This is a genomic window from Pseudomonas migulae (assembly GCF_024169315.1).
Lineage (GTDB): Bacteria > Pseudomonadota > Gammaproteobacteria > Pseudomonadales > Pseudomonadaceae > Aquipseudomonas > Aquipseudomonas migulae_B.
The window spans coordinates 51252-71951 of sequence record NZ_JALJWR010000001.1; the positions used below are offsets into that span (position 1 = coordinate 51252).

The window sequence follows — 20700 nt, forward strand, 5'->3', positions numbered from 1 at the left end:
GCCCGCGATGAGGCCATCACTTTCAACATTATTGTTGCCTGCCCGGCCGCTATCGCAGGCAAGCCAGCTCCCACAGTTGAACGGTGTCGAACGCAACGTTTGTGCACGACACAATCCCCTGTGGGAGCGTGGCTTGCCCGCGATGAGGCCATCACTTTCAACATCATTGTTGCCTGCCCGGCCGCTATCGCAGGCAAGCCAGCTCCCACAGTTGAACGGTGTCGAGCGCAACGTTTGTGCACGACACAATCCCCTGTGGGAGCGTGGCTTGCCCGCGATGAGGCCATCACTTTCAACATTATTGTTGCCTGCCCGGCCGCTATCGCAGGCAAGCCAGCTCCCACAGTTGAACGGTGTCGAGCGTAACGTTTGTGCACGACACAATCCCCTGTGGGAGCGCGGCTTGCCCGCGATGAGGCCACCACTTTCAACATTATTGTTGCCTGCCCGGCCGCTATCGCAGGCAAGCCAGCTCCCACAGTTGAACAGTGTCGAGCGCAACGTTTGTGCACGACACAATCCCCTGTGGGAGCGTGGCTTGCCCGCGATGAGGCCATCACTTTCAACATCATTGTTGCCTGCCCGGCCGCTATCGCAGGCAAGCCAGCTCCCACAGTTGAACGGTGTCGAGCACGACGTTTGTGCACGACACCATCCCCTGTGGGAGCGTGGCTTGCCCGCGATGAGGCCATCACTTTCAACATTATTGTTGCCTGCCCGGCCGCTATCGCAGGCAAGCCAGCTCCCACAGTTGAACAGTGTCGAGCACAAAGGCTGCGTCCGACACCGTTCGAAGGTGGAATCTCCTTATGCAACCACGCGGTAACACGGCACATACGCCGCGCCACCCGGCAATTTCATCCGGTGCTGGGCAACGAAGGCCTTGAGCAGTTGATCCAGCGGCTGCATCACCGCCGCGTCGCCACGGATCTGATACGGCCCGTGCTCTTCGATCAGACGAATGCCCTTGTCCTTGACGTTGCCGGCGACGATGCCGGAGAACGCGCGACGCAGGTTGGCGGCCAGTTCGTGAGCGGGCAGGCTGCGGCTCAGTTTCAGGTTGGCCATGTTTTCGTGGGTCGGATCGAACGGGCGCTGGAAGCCTTCGTCGATCTTCAGCAACCAGTTGAAATGGAACGCGTCGTTACGCTCGCGGCGGAACTGTTTCACCGCTTTCAGGCCCGCAGTCATCTGCCGCGCAACTTCAGCCGGATCGTCGATGATGATCTCGTAATGTTGCTTCGCCGCGTCACCCAGGGTGGCGCCGACGAACGCGTCCAGTTGCTCCAGATATGGCGCGGCGTGCTTCGGCCCGGTGAGGATGACGGGGAAGGGCAGGCCCTTGTTGTCCGGGTGCATCAGGATGCCGAGCAGGTACAGGAACTCTTCAGCCGTGCCCGCGCCGCCCGGGAAAATGATGATGCCGTGACCCACGCGCACGAACGCTTCCAGGCGTTTTTCGATGTCCGGCAGGATCACCAGCTCATTGACGATCGGGTTCGGCGCTTCGGCGGCGATGATGCCGGGTTCGGTCAGGCCGAGGTAACGACCGCCGTGGATGCGCTGCTTGGCGTGGGCGATGGTCGCGCCTTTCATCGGGCCTTTCATCACGCCGGGGCCGCAACCGGTGCAGATGTCGAGGCTGCGCAGGCCCAGTTCGTGGCCGACTTTCTTGGTGTATTTGTATTCTTCGGTGTTGATCGAATGGCCACCCCAGCACACCACGATCTTCGGCTCGACGCCGGGGCGCAGGGTGCGGGCGTTGCGCAGCAGGTGGAACACGTAGTCGCTGATGCCCTGGGAAGTGCTCAGGTCGATGCGCTGGGCGTCGAGTTCGTTTTCGGTGTAGACGATGTCGCGCAAGGCGCTGAAGAGCATTTCCCGGGTGCTGGCGATCATTTCGCCATCAACGAAGGCGTCGGCCGGGGCGTTCAGCAGTTCCAGGCGTACGCCGCGGTCCTGCTGGTGGATGCGGATTTCGAAGTCCTTGTAGGCTTCGAGGATGGTTTTTGCGTTATCGACATGGGCGCCGGTATTGAGGATGGCCAGGGCGCACTGGCGGAAGAGGGTGTAGGTGCTGCCGGATCCGGCTTCGCTCAGTTGCTGTACTTCACGTTGAGAGAGGGTTTCCAGGCTGCCTTTCGGGCTGACCGAGGCGTTGATTACTTGTCGTTGGGACATTCAATGATCCTTAAAACGATGTCACCCGCCGAGGACGCATGACATCCGAATAGTATGTATCCACAAAAGAAGATGGCACGAACTGCGCGCTATCGCCATGTTCCCCTTTGACGATGAAAAGATGAAAAGGAGCCCCAGCATAGCTAAATCCCCCGCAGAGGCGATAATGCACCGCAGTCTTTTTGCCCATGCCCCCGAGGAAACCCGTCGCGATGTTCGAAATCCAGCCGCAGAACCCCGAGCTTTATCGAAGCCAGACGCGCCGCAGCACGATCATCATCGCCCTGGTTTTCCTGGCGCTGGCGATGGTGTTGTCGACCGCGGCGGTGGCGATGTTCGGCGAACCGGGGGGCGACAATCTACGCTTCAACGTGGGCGGCGTGTTTGTCGCGGTGCTGCTGATGGTGGCGCTGATGCGCGGCACGTTCTGGCATCAGGCGTGGATGGCGCCCGCCGTGTACGGCTGGCAGCTCAAGCGCAGCCTGATGAGTGTCACCAACGTCATGCATCAGGTGACCGCTGCGGTTGCGAAGGATGATCCCGGCGCCATGAAGCTGCTGCGCTTCTATCATCTGGGCTTGAGCCAGATGCACGAGCTGGACGGCAACTCCAGCGATCACAGCCAACTGATTCGCGAGATGGACGTGCACAAGGCCCGGATGGAAGCGCTGGGCATCGAGACCGAGCAGACGCAATTGAACCCGGCGTGGCTTGAGGCAGTGAAGCAGACGCCAGCGTAACCGGTGCGAAGCCGGGGCATCGTCATAATAAAAAGATTCAGGGAGAGTCATGGGACATCCGTCCGTCAAAGACCGAATCGAACAAAGCCGCCACGGCGTGCTTTTGGTCTCCGAGCAGGTCGGAGCAACGCTCAAGGTCCGTTCAGCGGTGGTTTTGCTCGTCGCAGTGTGCCTGTCCATGATCGCCATCGTGATCTGGGAAGCCTGGAATTCGCGCCAGTACCATCTGCATGACAAGGAAGTGGCGATGTCCAACCTTGCGCAGACCCTGGCCTCGCAAGCGCAGGCGACGATCAAGCAAGCCGACACGCTGCTGTTTACGCTGGTGGAGCGTCTGGAAAACGAGGGCTTCGACCCGGCCCGGTTGCCTCACCTCGAACGCTTGCTCAGTGCCCAGCGCAGTGAGCTGAGCCAGTTGCACGGCATGTTTGTCTATGACGAGAAGGGGCGCTGGATTGCCAATTCCAACGGCGCTGTCCTGCCGGAGGCCAACAACGGCGACCGTGAGTATTTCATCTACCATCGCGATCATCCCGACCGTGGGCCGCACATCGGTCCGGCGATCAAAAGCCGTTCCAGCGGCGAATGGATCATGACCGTGTCACGCAGGATCAATCACGCCGACGGCCGTTTTGCCGGTGTGGCGCTGGCTACGATCTACATCAGCCATTTTCTGTCCCTGTACGACAGCATCGACATGGGCCGCAACGGCGTGATCAACCTGATCGCCGACAACGCCACCATTGTCGTTCGCCGGCCATTCAAAGAAGCGGAAATCGGTACCAGCCTCGCCAACGGCCCGTTGTTCAAGCAATTGTTGCCCACGGGCAGCTCAGGGACGGCAACGGTCAAGTCAGTTATCGATGGCGTTGAACGGGTCGTGGGGTTTCGCCGGGTCGAGGGGTATCCGCTTATCGTTTTCGCCGCGGTCGACAAAGAGGAAGTCCTGACCGGCTGGCGTGAGGAGTCCTTGCTCAGTGCCGGCATCGTCGCGCTGTTGCTGGGTTTTCTCGGTGTGCTGGGTTATCGCCTGATCAATCTGATGAAGCAGCAGAACCGCATCCAGAGCCAGTTGCTGGATGCCCAGGAGAAACTGATCGAGGTCAATCGCAGCCTGGAACTGCTGGCCCTGGAGGACGCGTTGACGGGGCTGTCCAACCGGCGTCAGTTCGATTTGTTCATCCATTCGGAAATCGGCCGCTCCAGACGCAGCCTGACCGGCCTGGCACTGCTGATGATTGATGTCGATCACTTCAAGCTGTTCAACGACCACTACGGTCACTTGGCCGGTGATGAGTGCTTGCGCAAAATCAGCGCGATCATCACCGAAAACATCCAGCGTCCCGGGGATCTGGCGGCTCGCTACGGCGGCGAAGAGTTTGCAGTGGTGCTGCCCGGGACCGACTATGTCGGGGCGTTTCTGGTGGCGGAAAAAATCCGCCGCGCGGTGCTGCTGGCCGGTATTCGCCACAGTGAAGGCGCGGAAGGCGTGGTGACGGTCAGCCTGGGTGTCGCCGCCTACGATCCGGCCTCACAAGCCCAGGCTGACGAACTGATTGGCGCAGCGGACAAGGCGCTCTATGTCGCCAAGGCCAGTGGCAGGAACATGAGCGTCATTGCCAACTGAGTGCGCGGGTTCAGACGAACCGGTCGCTGCCCTGGACCAGTCGGGTCGCCAGGTACGATTGCTTGAGTTTTTCCAGCCACCAGCCCAGGGCGCGGCCGTCATGATCGCCGCGCCAGCCGGCGTACAGAATGTTCGGTTCCCGGGGATCGGCCATCTGCTTCTCGACCAGCGTGCCGTTCTTCAGTAATGAGCCAACCCGATGCCTGGGCAGCCAGCCCACGCCCAGGCCGTCGCACTGGGCGAGGATTTTCGCGCGCATGGTCGGCACGGCGAGGACCGGTTGCCCACCGGAAACACCATAGGTGCTGCCTTCGGTGGCTCTGGACGAGTCCGCGACGACGATCGCCCGGTGCTGCGTCACCGTTGCCCGGGAAATCGGTTCTTTAGCCTTGGCCAGCGGATGCCTGGGCGAGACGGCAAACACCCATTCCATTTCCCCCAGTTGCATCCAGCGCAACGACGCAATGGCCGGCGGTTCGTTGGTGGCGCCGATGATCAGGTCCGCACGGCCCTCGCGCAGGGCTTCCCACACACCTTTCAACACTTCCTGGGTGATGCGCAGCGGAACGCCGGATTGCAGCGCGTCGAATTCGTGAATCACCGGGATCAAGGCCTCGAACTCGAGCAGTTCGTCGGTGACGATCCACAGCCGGCTCTCCCAGCCGTTGGCCACTTGCTGCACCCGTTGGGTCAGGCGCGAGACGTCCTGCATCAGCCGCGCCGCTTCGTTCACCAGCAGCTCCCCGGCGGGGGTGAGCTGCAGGCGGTAGCGGCGCCGATCGAACAGTAGCGCGTCGAAGCGCTCTTCCAGTTGCCGCGCCGCATAGGACACCGTCGACGGCGCCTTGCCCAGATGCACCGCCGCTCGCGACAGGCTGCCGGTTTCCCGAATGGCTTGCAGCAAGGCCAGGTCTTCGATGGACAACATCTTGTGATTCCTCGAACGAACGGGATGGAAATGTCCGGAACGCCACTCGCTCCTACAGGTGTCGTGGTGAATTTGAGGTTGTACCCGATCGGCGTGACTTGCGCAGCCTGAACAACCGAAGATAGACCAGCACGTTGAGCGCCAGCACCACGCTGCCGAGGCCCAGTTGAATAGCGGGTGTCAGGCTCGCCGGGTAAATGACTGGCCACACGTAATGTTCAATGAAGCCTCCGCCATAGCCGGTTTGCCCGGCGGCATGGCGCAAGAGATTTTCCCAGTCTGTCAGCGGGCAGAACAAATGGAAAAACTCCACGCACACGCCCCACGCGGCGGCCGGCAGGTGCAACCAGATCAGGTGATGCCATTTGAGCACCAGCAGCCCGCCGAACAGCACGAACAGAATGAACAACAGGTGAAACAGCACCAGCCCGTCGGCGGCGATTCGGTAAAGCATGTCGACTCCCTGACACGTTATGCGATCGCTCCATGGTACTCGGGCGGAGCGTTGATCACGAAATCAGTGAACTCTGGCCTTTTGGACGTTCACGGCAGTGCGCAAGATTGTTCAAGCCATCGGCGGCAACTGCTGGCACAGTCTGACGTCTTTCTCCGGTTGTAGAGCGTTATGTCCAATTCACTCATGCCCCGCAGCGCGTTTCTTCGCGGTGCCGCGGCGATCATGCCGCTGTCCCTGGCGACCGCGCCGTGGGGATTGCTGGCCGGTTCCATGGCCATCGAAGCCAACCTCACGCCGCTGCAAGGCCAGGGGTTGTCGAGCATCGTGTTTGCCGGTGCGGCGCAACTGGTGGCCATCGGCATGCTCAAGGGCGGTGCCGGGATCTTTTCGATCCTGCTGACCACGTTGCTGCTGACCTCCCAGCATTTGCTCTACGGGATGAGCATGCGCTCGGTGATTTCGCCGCTGCCGGGTCGCTGGCGTGCCGGGTTGGGCTTTTTGCTCACCGACGAGTTGTTTGCCCTGACCAGCCAGCATGACAAACAGCAGTTCAATCGCTGGTATGCCCTGGGCGTGGGCTTGACGTTTTACATTGCCTGGAACCTGTTTACCCTCGCCGGTATTGTGCTCGGCAGCAGTATTCCGGGGCTGGAACATCTGGGTCTGGATTTCTCCATCGCCGCGACCTTCATTGCCCTGATCACCCCGGTGGTGCGCAACGTACCGACGGTGGTCTGCGTGGCGGTGTCGCTGTTCTGTTCGGTGTTGTTCAGCTATTGGCAATGGGGCTCGGCGCTGGTGCTGTCGGGGCTGGCGGGCATGACGGCGGGCTTTGTCTGCAACAAATTCTACGGTGGACGCACATGATGGTCTGGGCAGTGATTATCGGAATGGGGATTCTGGTATTCCTCAACCGCTACGTGTTTCTCGAACCGCGCCTGCCGCTGCGCCTGAGCAGCAATGCCCGGCAATTTCTCGGTTTTGCGGTGCCGGGCATGCTCACCGCGATTTGCGGTCCGATTGTGTTCATGCCGGATAAACAGCTGAATTTGCAGTGGGACAACCCGTATCTGATCAGTTCGCTGGTGGCGGTGGGACTGGTGCTGTACACCCGCAACACCTTGCTCAGCATGCTGTTGAGCATGGGGTTTTTCTTTTTGCTGCGTTGGTGGCTGTGAACGGGGTGTTCGAAACTGATCTACGCTTAAAGTTGATGACTGATCCCTTAGGAAGAGAGGTGAGCATGGCAACTGAACAAAAGCGTCCGGATCCGGATGATGAAGACATGGATGAACCGACGGAAGAAGAGCTCGAGCGGCAGAGGCGTTCGTCGCCGACCTGGAAGCATCCTGATGATGGGAAAGAACTGTCGGATCGTGATATGGAGTTTCCGCTGAAGCCCTGATTGGGGGCATATCCGTTTTTGGGGTAATGGCGGCTTATGGTTCCGCCCTGACGGCGGGTTACTTGGAAGAGCGCCAAGTAACCAAGCGCCCAGCGCCCCTGACGTACGGTGGCTCGCTAATGCTCGCCATGCCCTCGCTCCGGTCCTGCTCCGTGGGCCCGCCGCCATCGGCCATCCATGGCCGGGGGCGGCTAACCCGGCATCCTTGCCGGGTTGCCCACTGCGCAGAACCTGCGCTCGGCCTTCCGACGGGGCAGATCAAAATCAAAAGCCAGATCAAAAGCCAAAGCCAAAGCGAGGCGGCCTGATAGCCGGCCTGAAGTCCTTCAGATCATCGGCGGTGAACACCAATGTCATGCCCCCAACAATCCCTGTGGGAGCTGGCTTGCCAGCGATGAACGTCCAGGCACCGCGTTCCTTCAGACAGCACACGTCATCGTTAACGACCATCGCTGGCAAGCCAGCTCCCACAGGGGAACGCGAACGCTTCAAATGACAGGCCGGCCGGTAGGCCGCCTCGGTTGCATTGGCGGTGGTCGCCCCTCGAGAGGCCGAATGGAGGTTCTGCGCAGTGGGCAACCCGGCATGGATGCGGGGTTAGCCGCCCCCAACCTCAACCAATCTACACCTACAAAAAAGCCCCGAATCAACCGGGGCTTTGCTGTACAGGCCAATCAGATTGAAACATTCCAGCGAATCTGGGTAATGCCCAATTGCCGCGCCTTGATCCGTGCCGTTTCAAGGGAGGCATGTACCGCGATCTTTCGGCCAGACTCCGGATAAGCATGCGCAGACGCCGAATGTATGGCATCCACATCAGAAAAATGCACAGCCAGTTGGAAAAAGTGCTTTCTCACGCCATCGAACATGTAATGCACGGCATAAGGAACGAGTTCGCTCATGTACTTCTCGTGAAGCCAGCCAAGTCGTTGGCTTAGTCGTCGAACAGGACATTCAGAGAGATCTGCGGGGCGAGCATCGTGCAGAAATAAGACGGCTGAAAACGGATGAGGCTCAGCGAGCCTCAGCTGTTGAGAGTCCATCGACGACGGGTTCGTTCAGTTCTTTTGCCAAACGGGTCCCCGAGCGCGGTTTCAAGCGTCGTCCAGCTGCAACACATCGGGATGGGAAGCCCGATAGCCCAGGGACTTGTCGATCCATGCATTCAGTTCGTTGACCATCACCGGAGGCTTGCCCGGATAGTGCCCAAGGGTTGAACGCAGGACGCCGTCGATCCCCGGAACTGATCGCAGGTTCCGGGTCCGGATGTATTGTTCAATAAAACAGTTAAGTCGAAAGTGTTCTGTCGTCGAAAGATAAACGCACTCCAGACTAACGACTTGATCAATTGCAAAATCGTCGCGCATTTAGTTCTCTGCAAGGCTTGTTGTAGTGGGGATTTCCTAAGTTATTGACTCTTTGGTCAACTGGGCGGTGCCAATGGAAATGCGGCGCGCATGCTATCTGTAGTCATTCTAAATGTATGTAAGTCGATGCAGATGTCAGACAAGCGGTTGAAGAAACGAATCGCCAAACTTCGGTAGGTGTTTCTTGAGTGAAACACTCTTTGTAACGCTGAAGTATTGGCCTGTAGATACCAATGTGAAATACGCCAGCGTTTGTATCGGTATTGATCAGTTCATGTCAGTTTCTGAATAAGCTCTGCGCCCTGGTTTCTGACGTTGCCGATGGCTTTGCCGACCTTGTACCACTCGAATACCTCACTGCCTTCGCCTTGCCACAAGGCGATCTGTTCGGCACGTTCCAGGGGCGTGGCGGGGTCGAGCCATTCCCTGGCCAGTTCCGGTGAGAGCACCACCGGCCGGCGGTCATGAATGTCGAGCAGGCCGCCGGCGCTGTCCGCGGTGATGATCACAAAACCATCGTCGTCGCGCGGTTCCTCATTACCTGTAGGAAATCGGCCAATCGCCGCGCAGAAAATCGGCGCGCGGTCCTGTCGCCGGATGAGCCAGGGCTGCCGGGTCGAATCTCCGGCATCGACCCATTCGAACCAGTTATCAATCGGCACGATTGCGCGGTGTGGCCAGATTGCGCGGAAGAACGGCCCATGCGCGACCTTTTCAATTCGCGCATTGATCGGCGCCGCGCGATCCTTCGCCCAGTGCGGACGCCAGCCCCAACGCACCTTGTCGGCCACCAGCCCAGCGTCCTCCTGATGAAACAACGCCAGTTGATTGGTGGGTGCTGCGTTGTAGCGGGCCAACGGCTCATCGCCGACATGGTTGATCAGCGCGTCGGGAATGCTCAGCACCGCCACGAAGTCGTGAATGCCCCGGTACTGCGACAGTCGTCCGCACATCGAGCGAATCCTCCGGCCAGAGGTTTCAGCATAGTCGCGCCTCAGATCACATGGGCCCGCTGCAACTCGGTCAACGACAATGCCTTGAGTTGTGCCAGCAGCGGATCACGCCGGTCGCGGGGATGCGCCAGTTGCACGGCCAGCTCCTGGCGAATGCGGCTGGGGCGATTGTCCATGACCAGCACCCGGTCGCTGAGGTACAGCGCTTCATCGACATCGTGGGTGACCAGCAACAGGGCGATGGCGTGACGCTCGGCCAGTTGCAGCAACAGGTCCTGAAGTTTCATCCGGGTGAAGGCGTCCACTGCGCTGAAAGGTTCGTCGAGCAGCAGCACATCGGGGCGCGAGTAGAGGCCGCGGGCGATGGCGACCCGTTGCGCCATGCCGCCGGAAAGCGCCTTGGGCAAGGCGTGTGCGAAACCGGTCAGGCCGACTTCCTCGATCAGTTGCGTCACCCAGGCCTTGTCGTAATGGTTGTCGGCGCTGAAGCCGATGTTTTGCTCGACCGTCAGCCACGGCATCAGTCGCGGTTCCTGGAACACGAACGCAACTTCACCGGCGCTACTGTTGAGTTCACCCTGAAAGTCCTTTTCCAGTCCGGCGACGATCCGCAGCAACGTGCTTTTGCCGCAACCGCTGGGGCCCAACAGGCTGACGGTTTCCCGGGGCTGCAATTGCAGGTGGATATTGTGCAGCACGGTGGTGCTGGCGAAGGTTTTGCGCTCGACGCGAATGTCCAGCAGGTGCTCGGTCATGGCTCAATCCTCTGCGCTTTGGCCGTTGAACGTGTCGCGCCAGGCCAGGAAACGTTTCTCCAGGCCCGCGAGAATGCCATCGCTGAGTTTACCCAGCAGCGCCAGCACGATGATTGCCGCGAGCACGATGTCCGGGCGTGAAGTTTCCCGACCGTCACTGAGCAGATAACCCAGGCCTTTGGTCGCGGCGATCAGCTCGGCGGCCACCAGAAACATCCACGCCAGGCTCATGCCGCTGCGCAGCCCGGTGAACAAGCCGGGCAGGGCGGCCGGCAGCAGAATTCGCCGGACCAGCCGCGTCCGGCTGAAACCATACATTTGCCCGACTTCCACCAGTTTGCGGTCGATGTCGCGAATGGCCGCGACGCCGTTGAGGTACACCGGGAAGAATGCGCCGATGGCGATCAGGACGATTTTCGACGTCTCGTCGATGCCCAGCCACAGCAGCAACAGCGGCACCCAGGCCAGGCTCGGAATCGAGCGCAGGCCGGCGAACGTCGGCTCCAGCCAGGCTTCGGCTTCGCGACTCAATCCGACCCACGCGGCAAACACCAGGGCCAGGCCGGCGCCGATGGCGAAACCCAGTAGCACCCGCAACAGGCTGGCGCTGATGTGTTTCCACAGCGCGCCCTCAGCGAGGTCTCTGAGGGTCAGGGCGATTTCGCTGGGCGCCGGCATTTGGTAGGACGGTAGCCAGCCGATGCGTACGACAGATTCCAGCACCAGGATGATCAGCACCGGCAAGGCCAGTCCCTTGAGGCGCAGGCGCCAGGCGTTGTTCAAGTAAAGCGTGGCGCGACGCGGCGTTGGCAATTCGAGGGGCAGGGGTTTGCTTTTGCTGGTCATGGAATTCTCCAGTCACGACGAATCCGCGACGGGCGCGGATTCGCTCTTGCCGTTGGCGGTTGTTACTGACGAGCCACGGTCTCTTTGAAGCCGGTGTCGATCAGTTGATCGATCACCTGATCGACATTCACCCCGCGACGAACCAGCTCTTCGGAGACCAGAATCGGCGCGGCGGCCTTGGAGGCGATCACGTCGTCGGCGGTCAGTTGCGGACTGCTCAGGTCGGTGCGCGACAGTTGCAGCCTGGCCACTTCCAGCGGCAGACCTGACTCGGCGGCGAGCAATTTCGCCAGCTCTTCAGGATTTTTCACCGCCCACTCACGGGCCTGTTCGTACGCCTTCAGGACGGTTTCGATGGTCTGCGGGTGTTCTTTCGCATAGCTGTCGGTGACGCTGACCACGCCGTAACTGTTGAAATTGGTGTTGCGATACAGCAGGCGCGAACCGGCTTGCACCTGGCTGGCGGCCATGTGCGGATCGAGACCGGCCCAGGCGTCAACGTCACCTTTTTCCAGCGCGGTGCGACCGTCCGGGTGCTGCAAGTGCACCAGTTCCACATCGTCCTTGCTCAGGCCGGCCTGTTGCAGGCTGCGCAGGGTGAACAGGTACGGGTCGGTGCCTTTGGTGGCGGCAATCTTCTTGCCTTTCAGGTCGGCGACGGTCTTGTAGGGAGAGTCTTTGCGTACCACCAGCGCGGTCCATTCGGCGCGACTGTAGACGTAAACCGATTTGATCGGGCTGCCATTGGCGCGGCTGAGCACCGCGGCGAGGCTGGCGGAGGACGCGAAGTCGACGCCGCCGCTGTTGAGGTATTCCAATGAGCGGTTACTGCCCTGGCTGAGCACCCAACTGACTTTGGTCTGGGGCAGCGCTTTCTCCAGGAAACCGAAGTGCTTGAGCGCCAGGCTGACCGGTGAGTAATAGGCATAATCCAGATGCACTTCGGCCGGTGGCGTTTCGGCGGCCTGCGCGGCGGGTTGCAGGCTCAAGGCCAGGGCGCAGGCGCTGAGCAGATACCTGACGGTGGAGAAACGGAAGGTGGACTTCATGAGATCGGCTCCGGCAAGGCGTTGGTATGTCTTATTTCTAAAAGATCATTTTTTATGAATGAGTCCCGCATAAAGGGAATATTGCAGGCTCTGTGCCATGTTGCCGATTTCGCGCTGGATCAAGGCTTGGCGCGGGGGGCTGAAGCCACGGGGATGTTGCCGGGAAAACAGTCTGTCGAGTCACTGTTGCTGGGCAAACAGTGTTGCCTGACGGTCATGAGCTTATGCAGAAATAGAATTTAAAAAGCTATCTGTAAGAGCGTTATGGTCTATGGCATTCACTCTCAAGGAGCCCCCCTGATGAACCTGTCCCGATTTGTGCGCGGTCTGTTGACCAGCGCGCTGTTTGCCGCGCCAATGGCCTACGCCGCCGATCCCGTCGTCCTGCACGTCGGAGACCAGAACTACTACAACGTGCGGGCCTCGGTGGAGGCGTCGGGGGTGCTGGAAGGGGCGCCTTATACCGTCGACTGGAAGCACTTCCAGGCCGCCGCGCCGCTGGCCGAAGCGTTGAACACCGGCGCACTGGATTTAGGCTTTTTGGGTGATTCGGGCTTCCTGTTCCTCGCCGCCAAACAGGCGCCGGTGAAGCTGATCGGCGTCTCGCGGCAGAACCCGGACACCATTGCCTTACTGGTACCCAAGGATTCGCCGGTCAAAACCATCGCCGACCTCAAGGGCAAGAAAGTCGCCTACTGGCCCGGTGCCTGGAGCCAGCAATTGACCCTGCGCGCTTTACAGCAAGCTGATCTGCCAGAGGACTACGTCGACTTCATCAAACTGATGCCGATCGATGCCGCCGCCGCGTTGCCACAGGGCAGCATTGATGCCTTCCCGGTCTGGGAACCCTACATTTCCCAGCAGATCCTGTTCTCCGGCGCCCGACCGATTCTCACCGCCAAGAACCTCATGCCAGGCCTCAGTGCCATCGCTGCCTCGACACCGTCGATCGACAGCAAGCGCGAAGCCATCGCCGATTTCCTGGTGCGCCTGAAAAAGGCTCGGGCCTGGGTCGACAACCACACCGACGAGTACGCCGATCTGTGGGCGAAGAAGGCCAATCTCGACCAGAACGTTTCGCGCCACTGGTTGCGTCAGGCGCACATGACCGTCGGCCCGGTAGACGCGCAGGCGGCCAAGGATTTGCAGAGCACGGCGGACTTCCTGTTCAAGGTCAAGGCGCTGCCCTCGGCACTGGCCACCGCGCCGATCATCGACAGCTCGTTCCAGCACGCATTGGCCCAGTAACCGACAATGCACGGCAGCATCGGAACCAAACACTGTGTAACCTGATCCAACCGGCGCCCGCACACGTGTGCGGGCTCAACGGTCTTGCCCAGGGCACACAATGAATCAGCTGTTCAAGGTTTTCTGCGCACTCGCCATTGCCGTCGGGCTGGTGGGTTGCATCGCGGCTCCCATCGAAATGACCGCGCAGACCGAACAGCGGCTGCGCGCGCAACCGCCGATCCGTTTTCTGCTGACCTTCGATGACGGTCCCAGCGCGTCGAGTTTCTGGAATCCGACGATGACGATTCTCGACAGCCTGGCCACGAACCCGGTGCAACCGAACCTCAAAGCGGTGTTCTTCGTACAGACCGGCGCGCCACGGGCGGGCGACAGCGACATTGGCCGCGAGGTCATGCGCCGTGAACACGCCGATGGGCAGATACTGGGTTTCCACACGGGCACCCACTGGCACACCAATCACCGTTCCCTGAGCCCGGAAGAACTGGAACAGTCGCTGACCAAGGGCAGTGCCGCTATTACCGCGATCACCGGCACGCCGCCGACCCTGGTGCGTCCTCCCTTCTGGAACTACGACAAACGGGTCTTCGCGGCCTATCAAAAGCACGGCTTGCACGTGTTGTTGACCGACCTGAGCGCCAACGACGGCAAGATCTGGGGCTTCAACGCCAGTCCCCGGCGGCGGGCCAACATGCTGCGGCAGTTGTCGGAAGTGCGCGAACGCATCGCGTCGGGCGAGCTGCCCACCGTGGACGGCGTGATCCCGGTGGTGGTGACCTTCCATGACCTCAATCGCTACACCGCCCGGCATGCCCGGGAGTACCTGCAAATCCTGCTCGACAGTGCCCAGGCTACTGGGGTGAAGCTGGCTGAAAAGGCGTTTTATGACGACACTGCAGCGCTGCAACGAGCGGCCATGGCGCGTACCGTTCGCGACAACTCTGAGGCGGTAAAACTGCCGGGAATCTGGAACTGGATCTGGGATGGCGACAGGCACTAAAAAACCGTCCCTGCTACACCCTTCAGGAGGGGTTGAAAGACGATTGCCTGACGTCAAATTTCAATCGAATCTGCACTGCCGCACCCTTGTTTGACCCCTATTCCGTCTGGGTCTAACCGCTCGGCGGGAAAGTTTGGAATTAGTCACTTCTGACGTTTTTTTTTAGATGGATCCAACTATGCTCGGATGATGGCTCTCTGCTGGCCTTGTGTCGTTTCAGTGAGCCCTTCCAACACACCTCCACTAAAAAAATACTGATAATCAGGTGACTAACCATGGCGTCTTTAACCTTATCGAACAGCTTCAGTTTTCTAGCGGATCAGGATTGGGATTGGGTTGTCACCGTTGCTACCAGTAATTCGCTGACCATCAGCGACGGGGTGCATACGCAAGTCTTTACCGGGAGCTTCACTTACCCCTCTCCAGGCGTTGTCGCCGGTACCGTGACGGGCAGTACCTACGCGGAAAACGGAGTGCCGATATATACCCTCACCGGGATATCCAAAAGTGCAGCGCAACTGGCCGAGTTCGCCCAAACGCCGGGCGATACCCAGGCGACCTATGCCTTCATCCTGAGTGGCAATGACACAATCACTGGCAGTTCGGGTGATGACACCTTGCTGGGTTACGCCGGCAACGACCTGCTCGATGGCAGGGCCGGGGCCGACAAGCTTGATGGTGGTGCTGGCAACGACGCTTATATTGTCGACAATCTGGGCGATGTCGTCAGTGAAACCGGCGTGGGTGCGGCGGGGGGAATCGATACCGTCAAATCGTCGGTCACTATCCGGCTCGGGGACAATATTGAAAACCTGACTTTTACTGGCACCGGCAACGTCAAGGCCAAGGGCAATGCCCTTGATAACCTGATGATCGGCAATACCGGCAATAACTTTTTTGACGGCTTCGGCGGTTCGGACACCTATCAGGGCGGCATAGGTGACGATGGTTATGTCATCGAGTTGACCGACGACAACAAAGTGGTCGACGTCATTATCGAGAAAGCGGGTGAAGGTTACGATTTTGTCGAGATCTGGGGTGGGGATTCCAGCCTGGGGCCGGTCAACATCACCATGGCCGCGAACCTTGAAGAAGCCGACGCCAGTTTCAGCAACAGTGGTGTGCAGATCAACATTACGGGCAATGCGCTGGCTAACAACATCATCGGTAACGACGCAGCCAACATTCTCGACGGTGGTGCTGGCGCCGACACGCTGAGCGGTGGGGCAGGTGACGACACCTATATTGTCGACAGCTTCGCTGACGTGATCAACGAAGGGGTCGATCAGGGAACCGATACCGTCAAGGTCGCCATCGCAACGGCCGGCGGCACTTACGTGCTGGGTGGCAACCTTGAGAACGGCACGCTGGTCAATACCGTTGCGTTCAACCTCACCGGCAACTCGTTCAATAACGTGCTGATCGGTAATGCTGCCGCCAACGTGCTGGACGGTGGCGCAGGTGCCGACACTCTGCAAGGCGGGCTCGGCAACGACACTTATATCGTCGACGCGGATGACACAGTGGTCGAAGGCTTGAACGGTGGCATCGATCTCGTCAAGTCGGCTCTTACCTACTTGCTGGATGACAACGTCGAGAACCTCACGCTCATCGGCAGTGACAACATCAATGGCAAAGGCAATGACCTGGCCAACATCATCACCGGTAACGACGGCAACAATAAACTCGACGGTGTCGAGGGCGTGGATACGCTGATCGGTGGCAAGGGCAATGACCAGTATGTGGTCGATCTGACGGCCACCAACCAGTTGGAAGACAAGGTGATCGAGAAGGCCGGCGAAGGCATCGACACCCTGACGCTGGCCAGTGCGATCAGCAACGCCACGGTCACCACACTGGTGCTGGACGCCAATCTGGAGAACGTGGATGCCCGCGACACCGGCACGCTGTCGCTGAACCTCACCGGCAACGCTTCTGCCAACATCATCCAGGGCAATGCCGGCAAAAACACCCTCAATGGCGGGCTGGGCGCCGATACCCTGATCGGTGGCCTGGGTGACGATACGTATGTCGTCGACAACGTCGGTGACACCGTCACCGAGGAGGCCGACGCCGGGACCGACACCGTCAACGTAGCCATCGCTACGGCGGGCAGCACCTACGCGCTGGGAGCGAACCTGGAAAATGCCACGCTGACCAACACCGTGGCCTTCAACCTGACCGGGAATGAGCTGGCCAACACCCTGACCGGTAACGCGGCGGCCAACCGCATCGATGGCGGTGCGGGCGCCGACACGATGAACGGTGGCGCGGGTAACGACACCTATGCGGTGGATAATGTTGCTGACAAAATCACCGATACCGCCGGTATCGATACCGTGGAAACCACCCTCGAGTACACCCTGCTCGACAAGCCGACCCTGGAAAACATCACGCTGACCGGCAATGCCGCGGTCAACGCCACGGGTAACGCGATAGCCAACGTCCTCGACGGTTCGCAAAACAGCGCCGCCAACGTGCTGACCGGCCTGGCCGGCAACGACACCTACATCGTCGGTGCTGGCGACTCGGTGATCGAAGGATTGAACGGTGGTATCGATCTGGTCAAGACCGACCAGACCTACTTGCTGGATGACAACGTCGAGAACCTCACGCTCATCGGCGGTGACAACATCAATGGCAAAGGCAATGACCTGGCCAACATCATCACCGGTAACGACGGCAACAATAAACTCGACGGTGTCGAGGGCGTGGATACGCTGATCGGTGGCAAGGGCAATGACCAGTATGTGGTCGATCTGACGGCCACCAACCAGTTGGAAGACAAGGTGATCGAGAAGGCCGGCGAAGGCATCGACACCCTGACGCTGGCCAGTGCGATCAGCAACGCCACGGTCACCACACTGGTGCTGGACGCCAATCTGGAGAACGTGGATGCCCGCGACACCGGCACGCTGTCGCTGAACCTCACCGGCAACGCTTCTGCCAACATCATCCAGGGCAATGCCGGCAAAAACACCCTCAATGGCGGGCTGGGCGCCGATACCCTGATCGGTGGCCTGGGTGACGATACGTATGTCGTCGACAACGTCGGTGACACCGTCACCGAGGAGGCCGACGCCGGGACCGACACCGTCAACGTAGCCATCGCTACGGCGGGCAGCACCTACGCGCTGGGAGCGAACCTGGAAAATGCCACACTGACCAACACCGTGGCCTTCAACCTGACCGGGAATGAACTGGCCAACACCCTGACCGGTAACGCGGCGGCCAACCGCATCGATGGCGGTGCGGGCGCCGACACGATGAACGGTGGCGCGGGTAACGACACCTATGTGGTGGATAATGTTGCTGACAAAATCACCGATACCGCCGGTATCGACACCGTGGAAACCACCCTCGAGTACACCCTGCTCGACAAGCCGACCCTGGAAAACATCACGCTGACCGGCAATGCCGCGGTCAACGCCACGGGTAACGCGATAGCCAACGTCCTCGACGGTTCGCAAAACAGCGCCGCCAACGTGCTGACCGGCCTGGCCGGCAACGACACCTACATCGTCGGTGCTGGCGACTCGGTGATCGAAGGCTTGAACGGTGGTATCGATCTGGTCAAGACCGAGTTGAGTTACACGTTAGGCAACAACGTTGAAAACCTCACGCTGTTGGGGAGCGCCGACACCGACGGTTTTGGCAACAGTCTGGCCAACATCATCACCGGTAACGATGGCAGCAACCTGATAGTGGGTGCAGGTGGTGTTGACACCGTGCAAGGAGGCAAGGGCGATGACGGTTACGGGGTTGAGCTGAGCCAGACCAATACCATCGTCGACAAAGTCATTGAAAAGGCCAACGAGGGCGATGACTGGCTGCTGGTCTACGGAGGTAATTCAAGTCTCGCCACGACCGTCACCCTGGGGCTCGTGGCGAACGTCGAGAACATTGACGCTTCGCAGGCGATTGGGGTCAAGCTCAACCTGAAAGGCGGTGCTGGCGACAACTCATTGGTAGGCAATGACGTTGCCAACCTTATCGACGGCGGGGCCGGTGCCGATTTCATGGCGGGTAGTGAGGGCAACGACACATACGTGGTCGATAACGTGGGTGACGAAATCGAAGAGCTGGCCGATGAAGGGATCGACCAGGCCAATATCGCTATCGCTGCGGCAGGTGGGCTTTACACCTTGAGCGACAACGTGGAAAACGCCCGGCTGACCAACACGGTGGCCTTCAATGTGACCGGTAATGCGCTGGCCAACATCCTGATGGGTAACGCGGCTGCCAACCGCATTGATGGTGGCTTGGGTGCTGACGATATGCAGGGCGGGGCGGGCAACGATACCTACGTGGTCGATAACGTCAGCGACAAAATCACCGATACCGCCGGCATTGACACGGTGGAAACCGGCCTTGATTTCACTCTGGCCGACAAGCTGACCCTGGAAAACATCACGCTGACCGGCAGCGCCGTCGTCAGTGCCACGGGCAACACGTTAGCCAACATCCTGGACGGCTCGCAAAACAGTGCCGCCAACCTGCTGACCGGCGGCAAGGGCAATGACACCTACATTGTGGGGGCCGGCGACATCGTGCAGGAACTGGCCAACGAGGGTACCGATCTGGTCCAGTCGACGGTCAACTATACCCTGACCAACAATGTTGAAAACCTGACCCTGATTGGCAGTGCCAATATCAATGCGACGGGTAACGCCCTTAGCAATACGCTGATCGGCAACACCGGCAACAACCAGCTTTACGGTGGTCTGGGAGTCGACATCCTCAAGGGTGGCAAGGGTGATGACCTGTATCTGGTCGATTTGAACGCCAAGAACCAGTTGGAAGATACCCTGACTGAAAACGCCAGCGAGGGGATCGATACCGTGCGCCTGCAGGGCGGTGCGGCACTGGCGACTTTCACCCTGCTGACCCTGGGCGCGAATCTGGAAAATCTCGATGCGAGCCTGACCGGCAACACGCTGCTCAACCTGAAGGGCAACGCGCTGAACAACGAACTGATCGGCAACAGCGCGAACAATACCCTCGACGGCGGTGCCGGCAACGATACGCTCACAGGCGGTGCAGGCAACGACATACTCATTGGCGGGCTGGGCGTTGATATCCTGATCGGCGGGCTGGGCGACGATACCTACACGGTCGACAACCTGAGCGACAGCGTGACGGAAAACGCAGACGAGGGTACTGATCTGGTCAAGGTCGCCATTGCCGCCGCAGGGGGTACCTACACCCTGAGCGCCAACGTGGAGAATGCGACGCTGGTCAACGCCGTAGCGTTCAACCTGACCGGTAATGACCTGGACAATATCCTCACAGGTAACGCGGCCAACAACCGCATCGATGGTGGAGTGGGCGCCGATTTGATGATCGGTGGCGCCGGCAACGACACCTACATCGTCGATAACATCGGTGACCAGATCTCCGACAGCTCCGGGGTGGATACCGTCCTGTCCAGCATCACCTTCAACCTGGATGAGAACGGCGTCGAGAACCTCACATTGACGGGAACCGGCAACATCAATGGTGACGGCAACACACTGGCCAACATCATCACCGGCAACAGTGGCGACAACAAACTCGATGGCTGGGAGGGGGTTGATACATTGGTGGGGGGCGCGGGCAACGACCAATACAATGTCGACCTGACCAGCACCAATGCGTTGGAAGACAAACTGGTCGAGTCGGCTAACGAGGGTAACGACACTGTTTTCGTTTTCGGCGGGGTTGTCAGCACCAAGGTGGCCACCATCACCCTGGGCGCCAATCTGGAGAACCTGGACCTCAGCAATACCATCGCTGGCGTCAAGCTCAACCTGGTCGGCAACGCCCTGGACAACGTGCTGACCGGCAATACGTCGCAGAACGTCTTTACCGGGGGATTAGGCAGTGACACGTTCAAGTTCGACGACCCGACTCAATTGGGCAAGACCAGTGCGACTTGGGACATCATCACCGACTTCAAATCCGGTATCGATCATATTGATCTGTCAGGGTTGGGGAGTTTCCAGCTGCTCGACAGCAATACGGCCTTCACCGATGTCGGGCAACTGAAGTTGATTGACGGTGTGCTGTACGGGACAACGGATCTGGGGGCCGAGGCTGACTTCGCGATCCAGCTCACCGGGGTTACCAGTTTGACGCAGTCCGATATCGAAATCGGCTAAATCG

General features: G+C 59.7%; 17 protein-coding genes. 8 read left to right on the forward strand and 9 right to left on the reverse strand.

Annotated features, from left to right (window positions below; translation table 11 throughout):
• Window positions 1-807: 807 nt before the first annotated feature.
• On the reverse strand, window positions 808-2181 hold the full coding sequence (ppnN, locus tag J2Y86_RS00270; protein ID WP_253427201.1) for a nucleotide 5'-monophosphate nucleosidase PpnN: 1374 nt from the start codon (window positions 2179-2181) through the stop codon (window positions 808-810).
• A gap of 212 nt (window positions 2182-2393) precedes the next feature.
• Between ppnN and J2Y86_RS00275 the strand changes: the two genes are divergently transcribed.
• Window positions 2394-2921 (forward strand): DUF3087 family protein, encoded by a 528-nt coding sequence (locus J2Y86_RS00275; RefSeq protein ID WP_253427203.1) that lies wholly within the window; start codon window positions 2394-2396, stop codon window positions 2919-2921.
• A 49-nt stretch (window positions 2922-2970) separates the two neighbouring features.
• Window positions 2971-4548: a sensor domain-containing diguanylate cyclase gene (locus J2Y86_RS00280; RefSeq protein ID WP_253427205.1), complete on the forward strand. Its 1578-nt coding sequence runs from the start codon at window positions 2971-2973 to the stop codon at window positions 4546-4548.
• 10 nt (window positions 4549-4558) lie between these two features.
• Here the strand turns inward: J2Y86_RS00280 and J2Y86_RS00285 are convergent, their stop codons facing one another.
• Window positions 4559-5476, reverse strand: a complete 918-nt coding sequence (locus J2Y86_RS00285; protein ID WP_253427207.1) for a LysR family transcriptional regulator — start codon at window positions 5474-5476, stop codon at window positions 4559-4561.
• A 52-nt stretch (window positions 5477-5528) separates the two neighbouring features.
• Window positions 5529-5930, reverse strand: coding sequence for a DUF2784 domain-containing protein (locus J2Y86_RS00290; RefSeq protein ID WP_253427209.1), 402 nt, complete (start codon window positions 5928-5930; stop codon window positions 5529-5531).
• Between the two features lie 171 nt (window positions 5931-6101).
• On the opposite strand from J2Y86_RS00290, the gene J2Y86_RS00295 reads away from it, so the two are divergent.
• From J2Y86_RS00295 to J2Y86_RS00305, 3 genes are all read left to right on the forward strand, one after another.
• Window positions 6102-6800: an AzlC family ABC transporter permease gene (locus J2Y86_RS00295; protein ID WP_253427212.1), complete on the forward strand. Its 699-nt coding sequence runs from the start codon at window positions 6102-6104 to the stop codon at window positions 6798-6800.
• Window positions 6800-7111 (forward strand): AzlD domain-containing protein, encoded by a 312-nt coding sequence (locus J2Y86_RS00300; RefSeq protein WP_193393033.1) that lies wholly within the window; start codon window positions 6800-6802, stop codon window positions 7109-7111. The genes J2Y86_RS00295 and J2Y86_RS00300 overlap by 1 nt, the downstream gene beginning before the upstream one ends.
• Before the next feature lie 65 nt (window positions 7112-7176).
• A complete protein-coding gene (locus J2Y86_RS00305) occupies window positions 7177-7338 on the forward strand; it encodes a hypothetical protein (RefSeq protein WP_253427214.1) in 162 nt (53 codons plus the stop codon).
• Window positions 7339-8012: 674 nt separating this feature from the next.
• Here the strand turns inward: J2Y86_RS00305 and J2Y86_RS00310 are convergent.
• From J2Y86_RS00310 to J2Y86_RS00335, 6 genes are all read right to left on the reverse strand, one after another.
• The gene (locus J2Y86_RS00310; RefSeq protein ID WP_253427215.1) at window positions 8013-8240 is read right to left on the reverse strand and encodes a DUF6555 family protein; all 228 of its coding nucleotides are present in this window, start codon (window positions 8238-8240) and stop codon (window positions 8013-8015) included.
• A gap of 192 nt (window positions 8241-8432) precedes the next feature.
• Complete coding sequence (locus J2Y86_RS00315) at window positions 8433-8705, reverse strand: hypothetical protein (protein WP_253427216.1); 273 nt, start codon at window positions 8703-8705, stop codon at window positions 8433-8435.
• 272 nt (window positions 8706-8977) lie between these two features.
• Window positions 8978-9658, reverse strand: a complete 681-nt coding sequence (locus J2Y86_RS00320; RefSeq protein ID WP_253427217.1) for an SOS response-associated peptidase — start codon at window positions 9656-9658, stop codon at window positions 8978-8980.
• Window positions 9659-9699: 41 nt separating this feature from the next.
• Window positions 9700-10413 carry an ABC transporter ATP-binding protein gene (locus J2Y86_RS00325; protein ID WP_253427218.1) on the reverse strand — a complete coding sequence of 238 codons (714 nt, stop codon included), beginning with the start codon at window positions 10411-10413 and terminating at the stop codon, window positions 9700-9702.
• 3 nt (window positions 10414-10416) lie between these two features.
• Window positions 10417-11259 carry an ABC transporter permease gene (locus tag J2Y86_RS00330; RefSeq protein WP_253427219.1) on the reverse strand — a complete coding sequence of 281 codons (843 nt, stop codon included), beginning with the start codon at window positions 11257-11259 and terminating at the stop codon, window positions 10417-10419.
• 62 nt (window positions 11260-11321) lie between these two features.
• Window positions 11322-12308, reverse strand: coding sequence for an aliphatic sulfonate ABC transporter substrate-binding protein (locus tag J2Y86_RS00335; protein WP_253427220.1), 987 nt, complete (start codon window positions 12306-12308; stop codon window positions 11322-11324).
• A 300-nt stretch (window positions 12309-12608) separates the two neighbouring features.
• Between J2Y86_RS00335 and J2Y86_RS00340 the strand changes: the two genes are divergently transcribed.
• The 3 genes from J2Y86_RS00340 to J2Y86_RS00350 all read left to right on the forward strand — a co-directional run bounded on the left by J2Y86_RS00340 (window position 12609) and on the right by J2Y86_RS00350 (window position 20696).
• On the forward strand, window positions 12609-13556 hold the full coding sequence (locus tag J2Y86_RS00340) for an ABC transporter substrate-binding protein (RefSeq protein ID WP_253427221.1): 948 nt from the start codon (window positions 12609-12611) through the stop codon (window positions 13554-13556).
• Between the two features lie 100 nt (window positions 13557-13656).
• Entirely contained in the window at window positions 13657-14556 is a 900-nt protein-coding gene (locus tag J2Y86_RS00345; RefSeq protein ID WP_253427223.1) for a polysaccharide deacetylase family protein, read from the forward strand.
• Window positions 14557-14831: 275 nt separating this feature from the next.
• On the forward strand, window positions 14832-20696 hold the full coding sequence (locus tag J2Y86_RS00350; protein WP_253427226.1) for a calcium-binding protein: 5865 nt from the start codon (window positions 14832-14834) through the stop codon (window positions 20694-20696).
• The last annotated feature ends 4 nt before the right edge of the window (window positions 20697-20700 follow it).

What these genes read in the sequence shown, in the direction of transcription:
- J2Y86_RS00340 (WP_253427221.1), top strand. Translation starts at nt 12,609, where the DNA reads ATGAACCTGTCCCGATTTGTGCGCGGTCTGTTGACCAGCGCGCTGTTT.
- J2Y86_RS00275 (WP_253427203.1), top strand. Translation starts at nt 2,394, where the DNA reads ATGTTCGAAATCCAGCCGCAGAACCCCGAGCTTTATCGAAGCCAGACG.
- J2Y86_RS00290 (WP_253427209.1), bottom strand. Translation starts at nt 5,930, where the DNA reads ATGCTTTACCGAATCGCCGCCGACGGGCTGGTGCTGTTTCACCTGTTG.
- J2Y86_RS00280 (WP_253427205.1), top strand. Translation starts at nt 2,971, where the DNA reads ATGGGACATCCGTCCGTCAAAGACCGAATCGAACAAAGCCGCCACGGC.
- J2Y86_RS00330 (WP_253427219.1), bottom strand. Translation starts at nt 11,259, where the DNA reads ATGACCAGCAAAAGCAAACCCCTGCCCCTCGAATTGCCAACGCCGCGT.
- J2Y86_RS00285 (WP_253427207.1), bottom strand. Translation starts at nt 5,476, where the DNA reads ATGTTGTCCATCGAAGACCTGGCCTTGCTGCAAGCCATTCGGGAAACC.
- ppnN (WP_253427201.1), bottom strand. Translation starts at nt 2,181, where the DNA reads ATGTCCCAACGACAAGTAATCAACGCCTCGGTCAGCCCGAAAGGCAGC.
- J2Y86_RS00300 (WP_193393033.1), top strand. Translation starts at nt 6,800, where the DNA reads ATGGTCTGGGCAGTGATTATCGGAATGGGGATTCTGGTATTCCTCAAC.
- J2Y86_RS00315 (WP_253427216.1), bottom strand. Translation starts at nt 8,705, where the DNA reads ATGCGCGACGATTTTGCAATTGATCAAGTCGTTAGTCTGGAGTGCGTT.
- J2Y86_RS00325 (WP_253427218.1), bottom strand. Translation starts at nt 10,413, where the DNA reads ATGACCGAGCACCTGCTGGACATTCGCGTCGAGCGCAAAACCTTCGCC.
- J2Y86_RS00320 (WP_253427217.1), bottom strand. Translation starts at nt 9,658, where the DNA reads ATGTGCGGACGACTGTCGCAGTACCGGGGCATTCACGACTTCGTGGCG.
- J2Y86_RS00335 (WP_253427220.1), bottom strand. Translation starts at nt 12,308, where the DNA reads ATGAAGTCCACCTTCCGTTTCTCCACCGTCAGGTATCTGCTCAGCGCC.
- J2Y86_RS00310 (WP_253427215.1), bottom strand. Translation starts at nt 8,240, where the DNA reads ATGAGCGAACTCGTTCCTTATGCCGTGCATTACATGTTCGATGGCGTG.
- J2Y86_RS00350 (WP_253427226.1), top strand. Translation starts at nt 14,832, where the DNA reads ATGGCGTCTTTAACCTTATCGAACAGCTTCAGTTTTCTAGCGGATCAG.
- J2Y86_RS00295 (WP_253427212.1), top strand. Translation starts at nt 6,102, where the DNA reads ATGTCCAATTCACTCATGCCCCGCAGCGCGTTTCTTCGCGGTGCCGCG.
- J2Y86_RS00345 (WP_253427223.1), top strand. Translation starts at nt 13,657, where the DNA reads ATGAATCAGCTGTTCAAGGTTTTCTGCGCACTCGCCATTGCCGTCGGG.
- J2Y86_RS00305 (WP_253427214.1), top strand. Translation starts at nt 7,177, where the DNA reads ATGGCAACTGAACAAAAGCGTCCGGATCCGGATGATGAAGACATGGAT.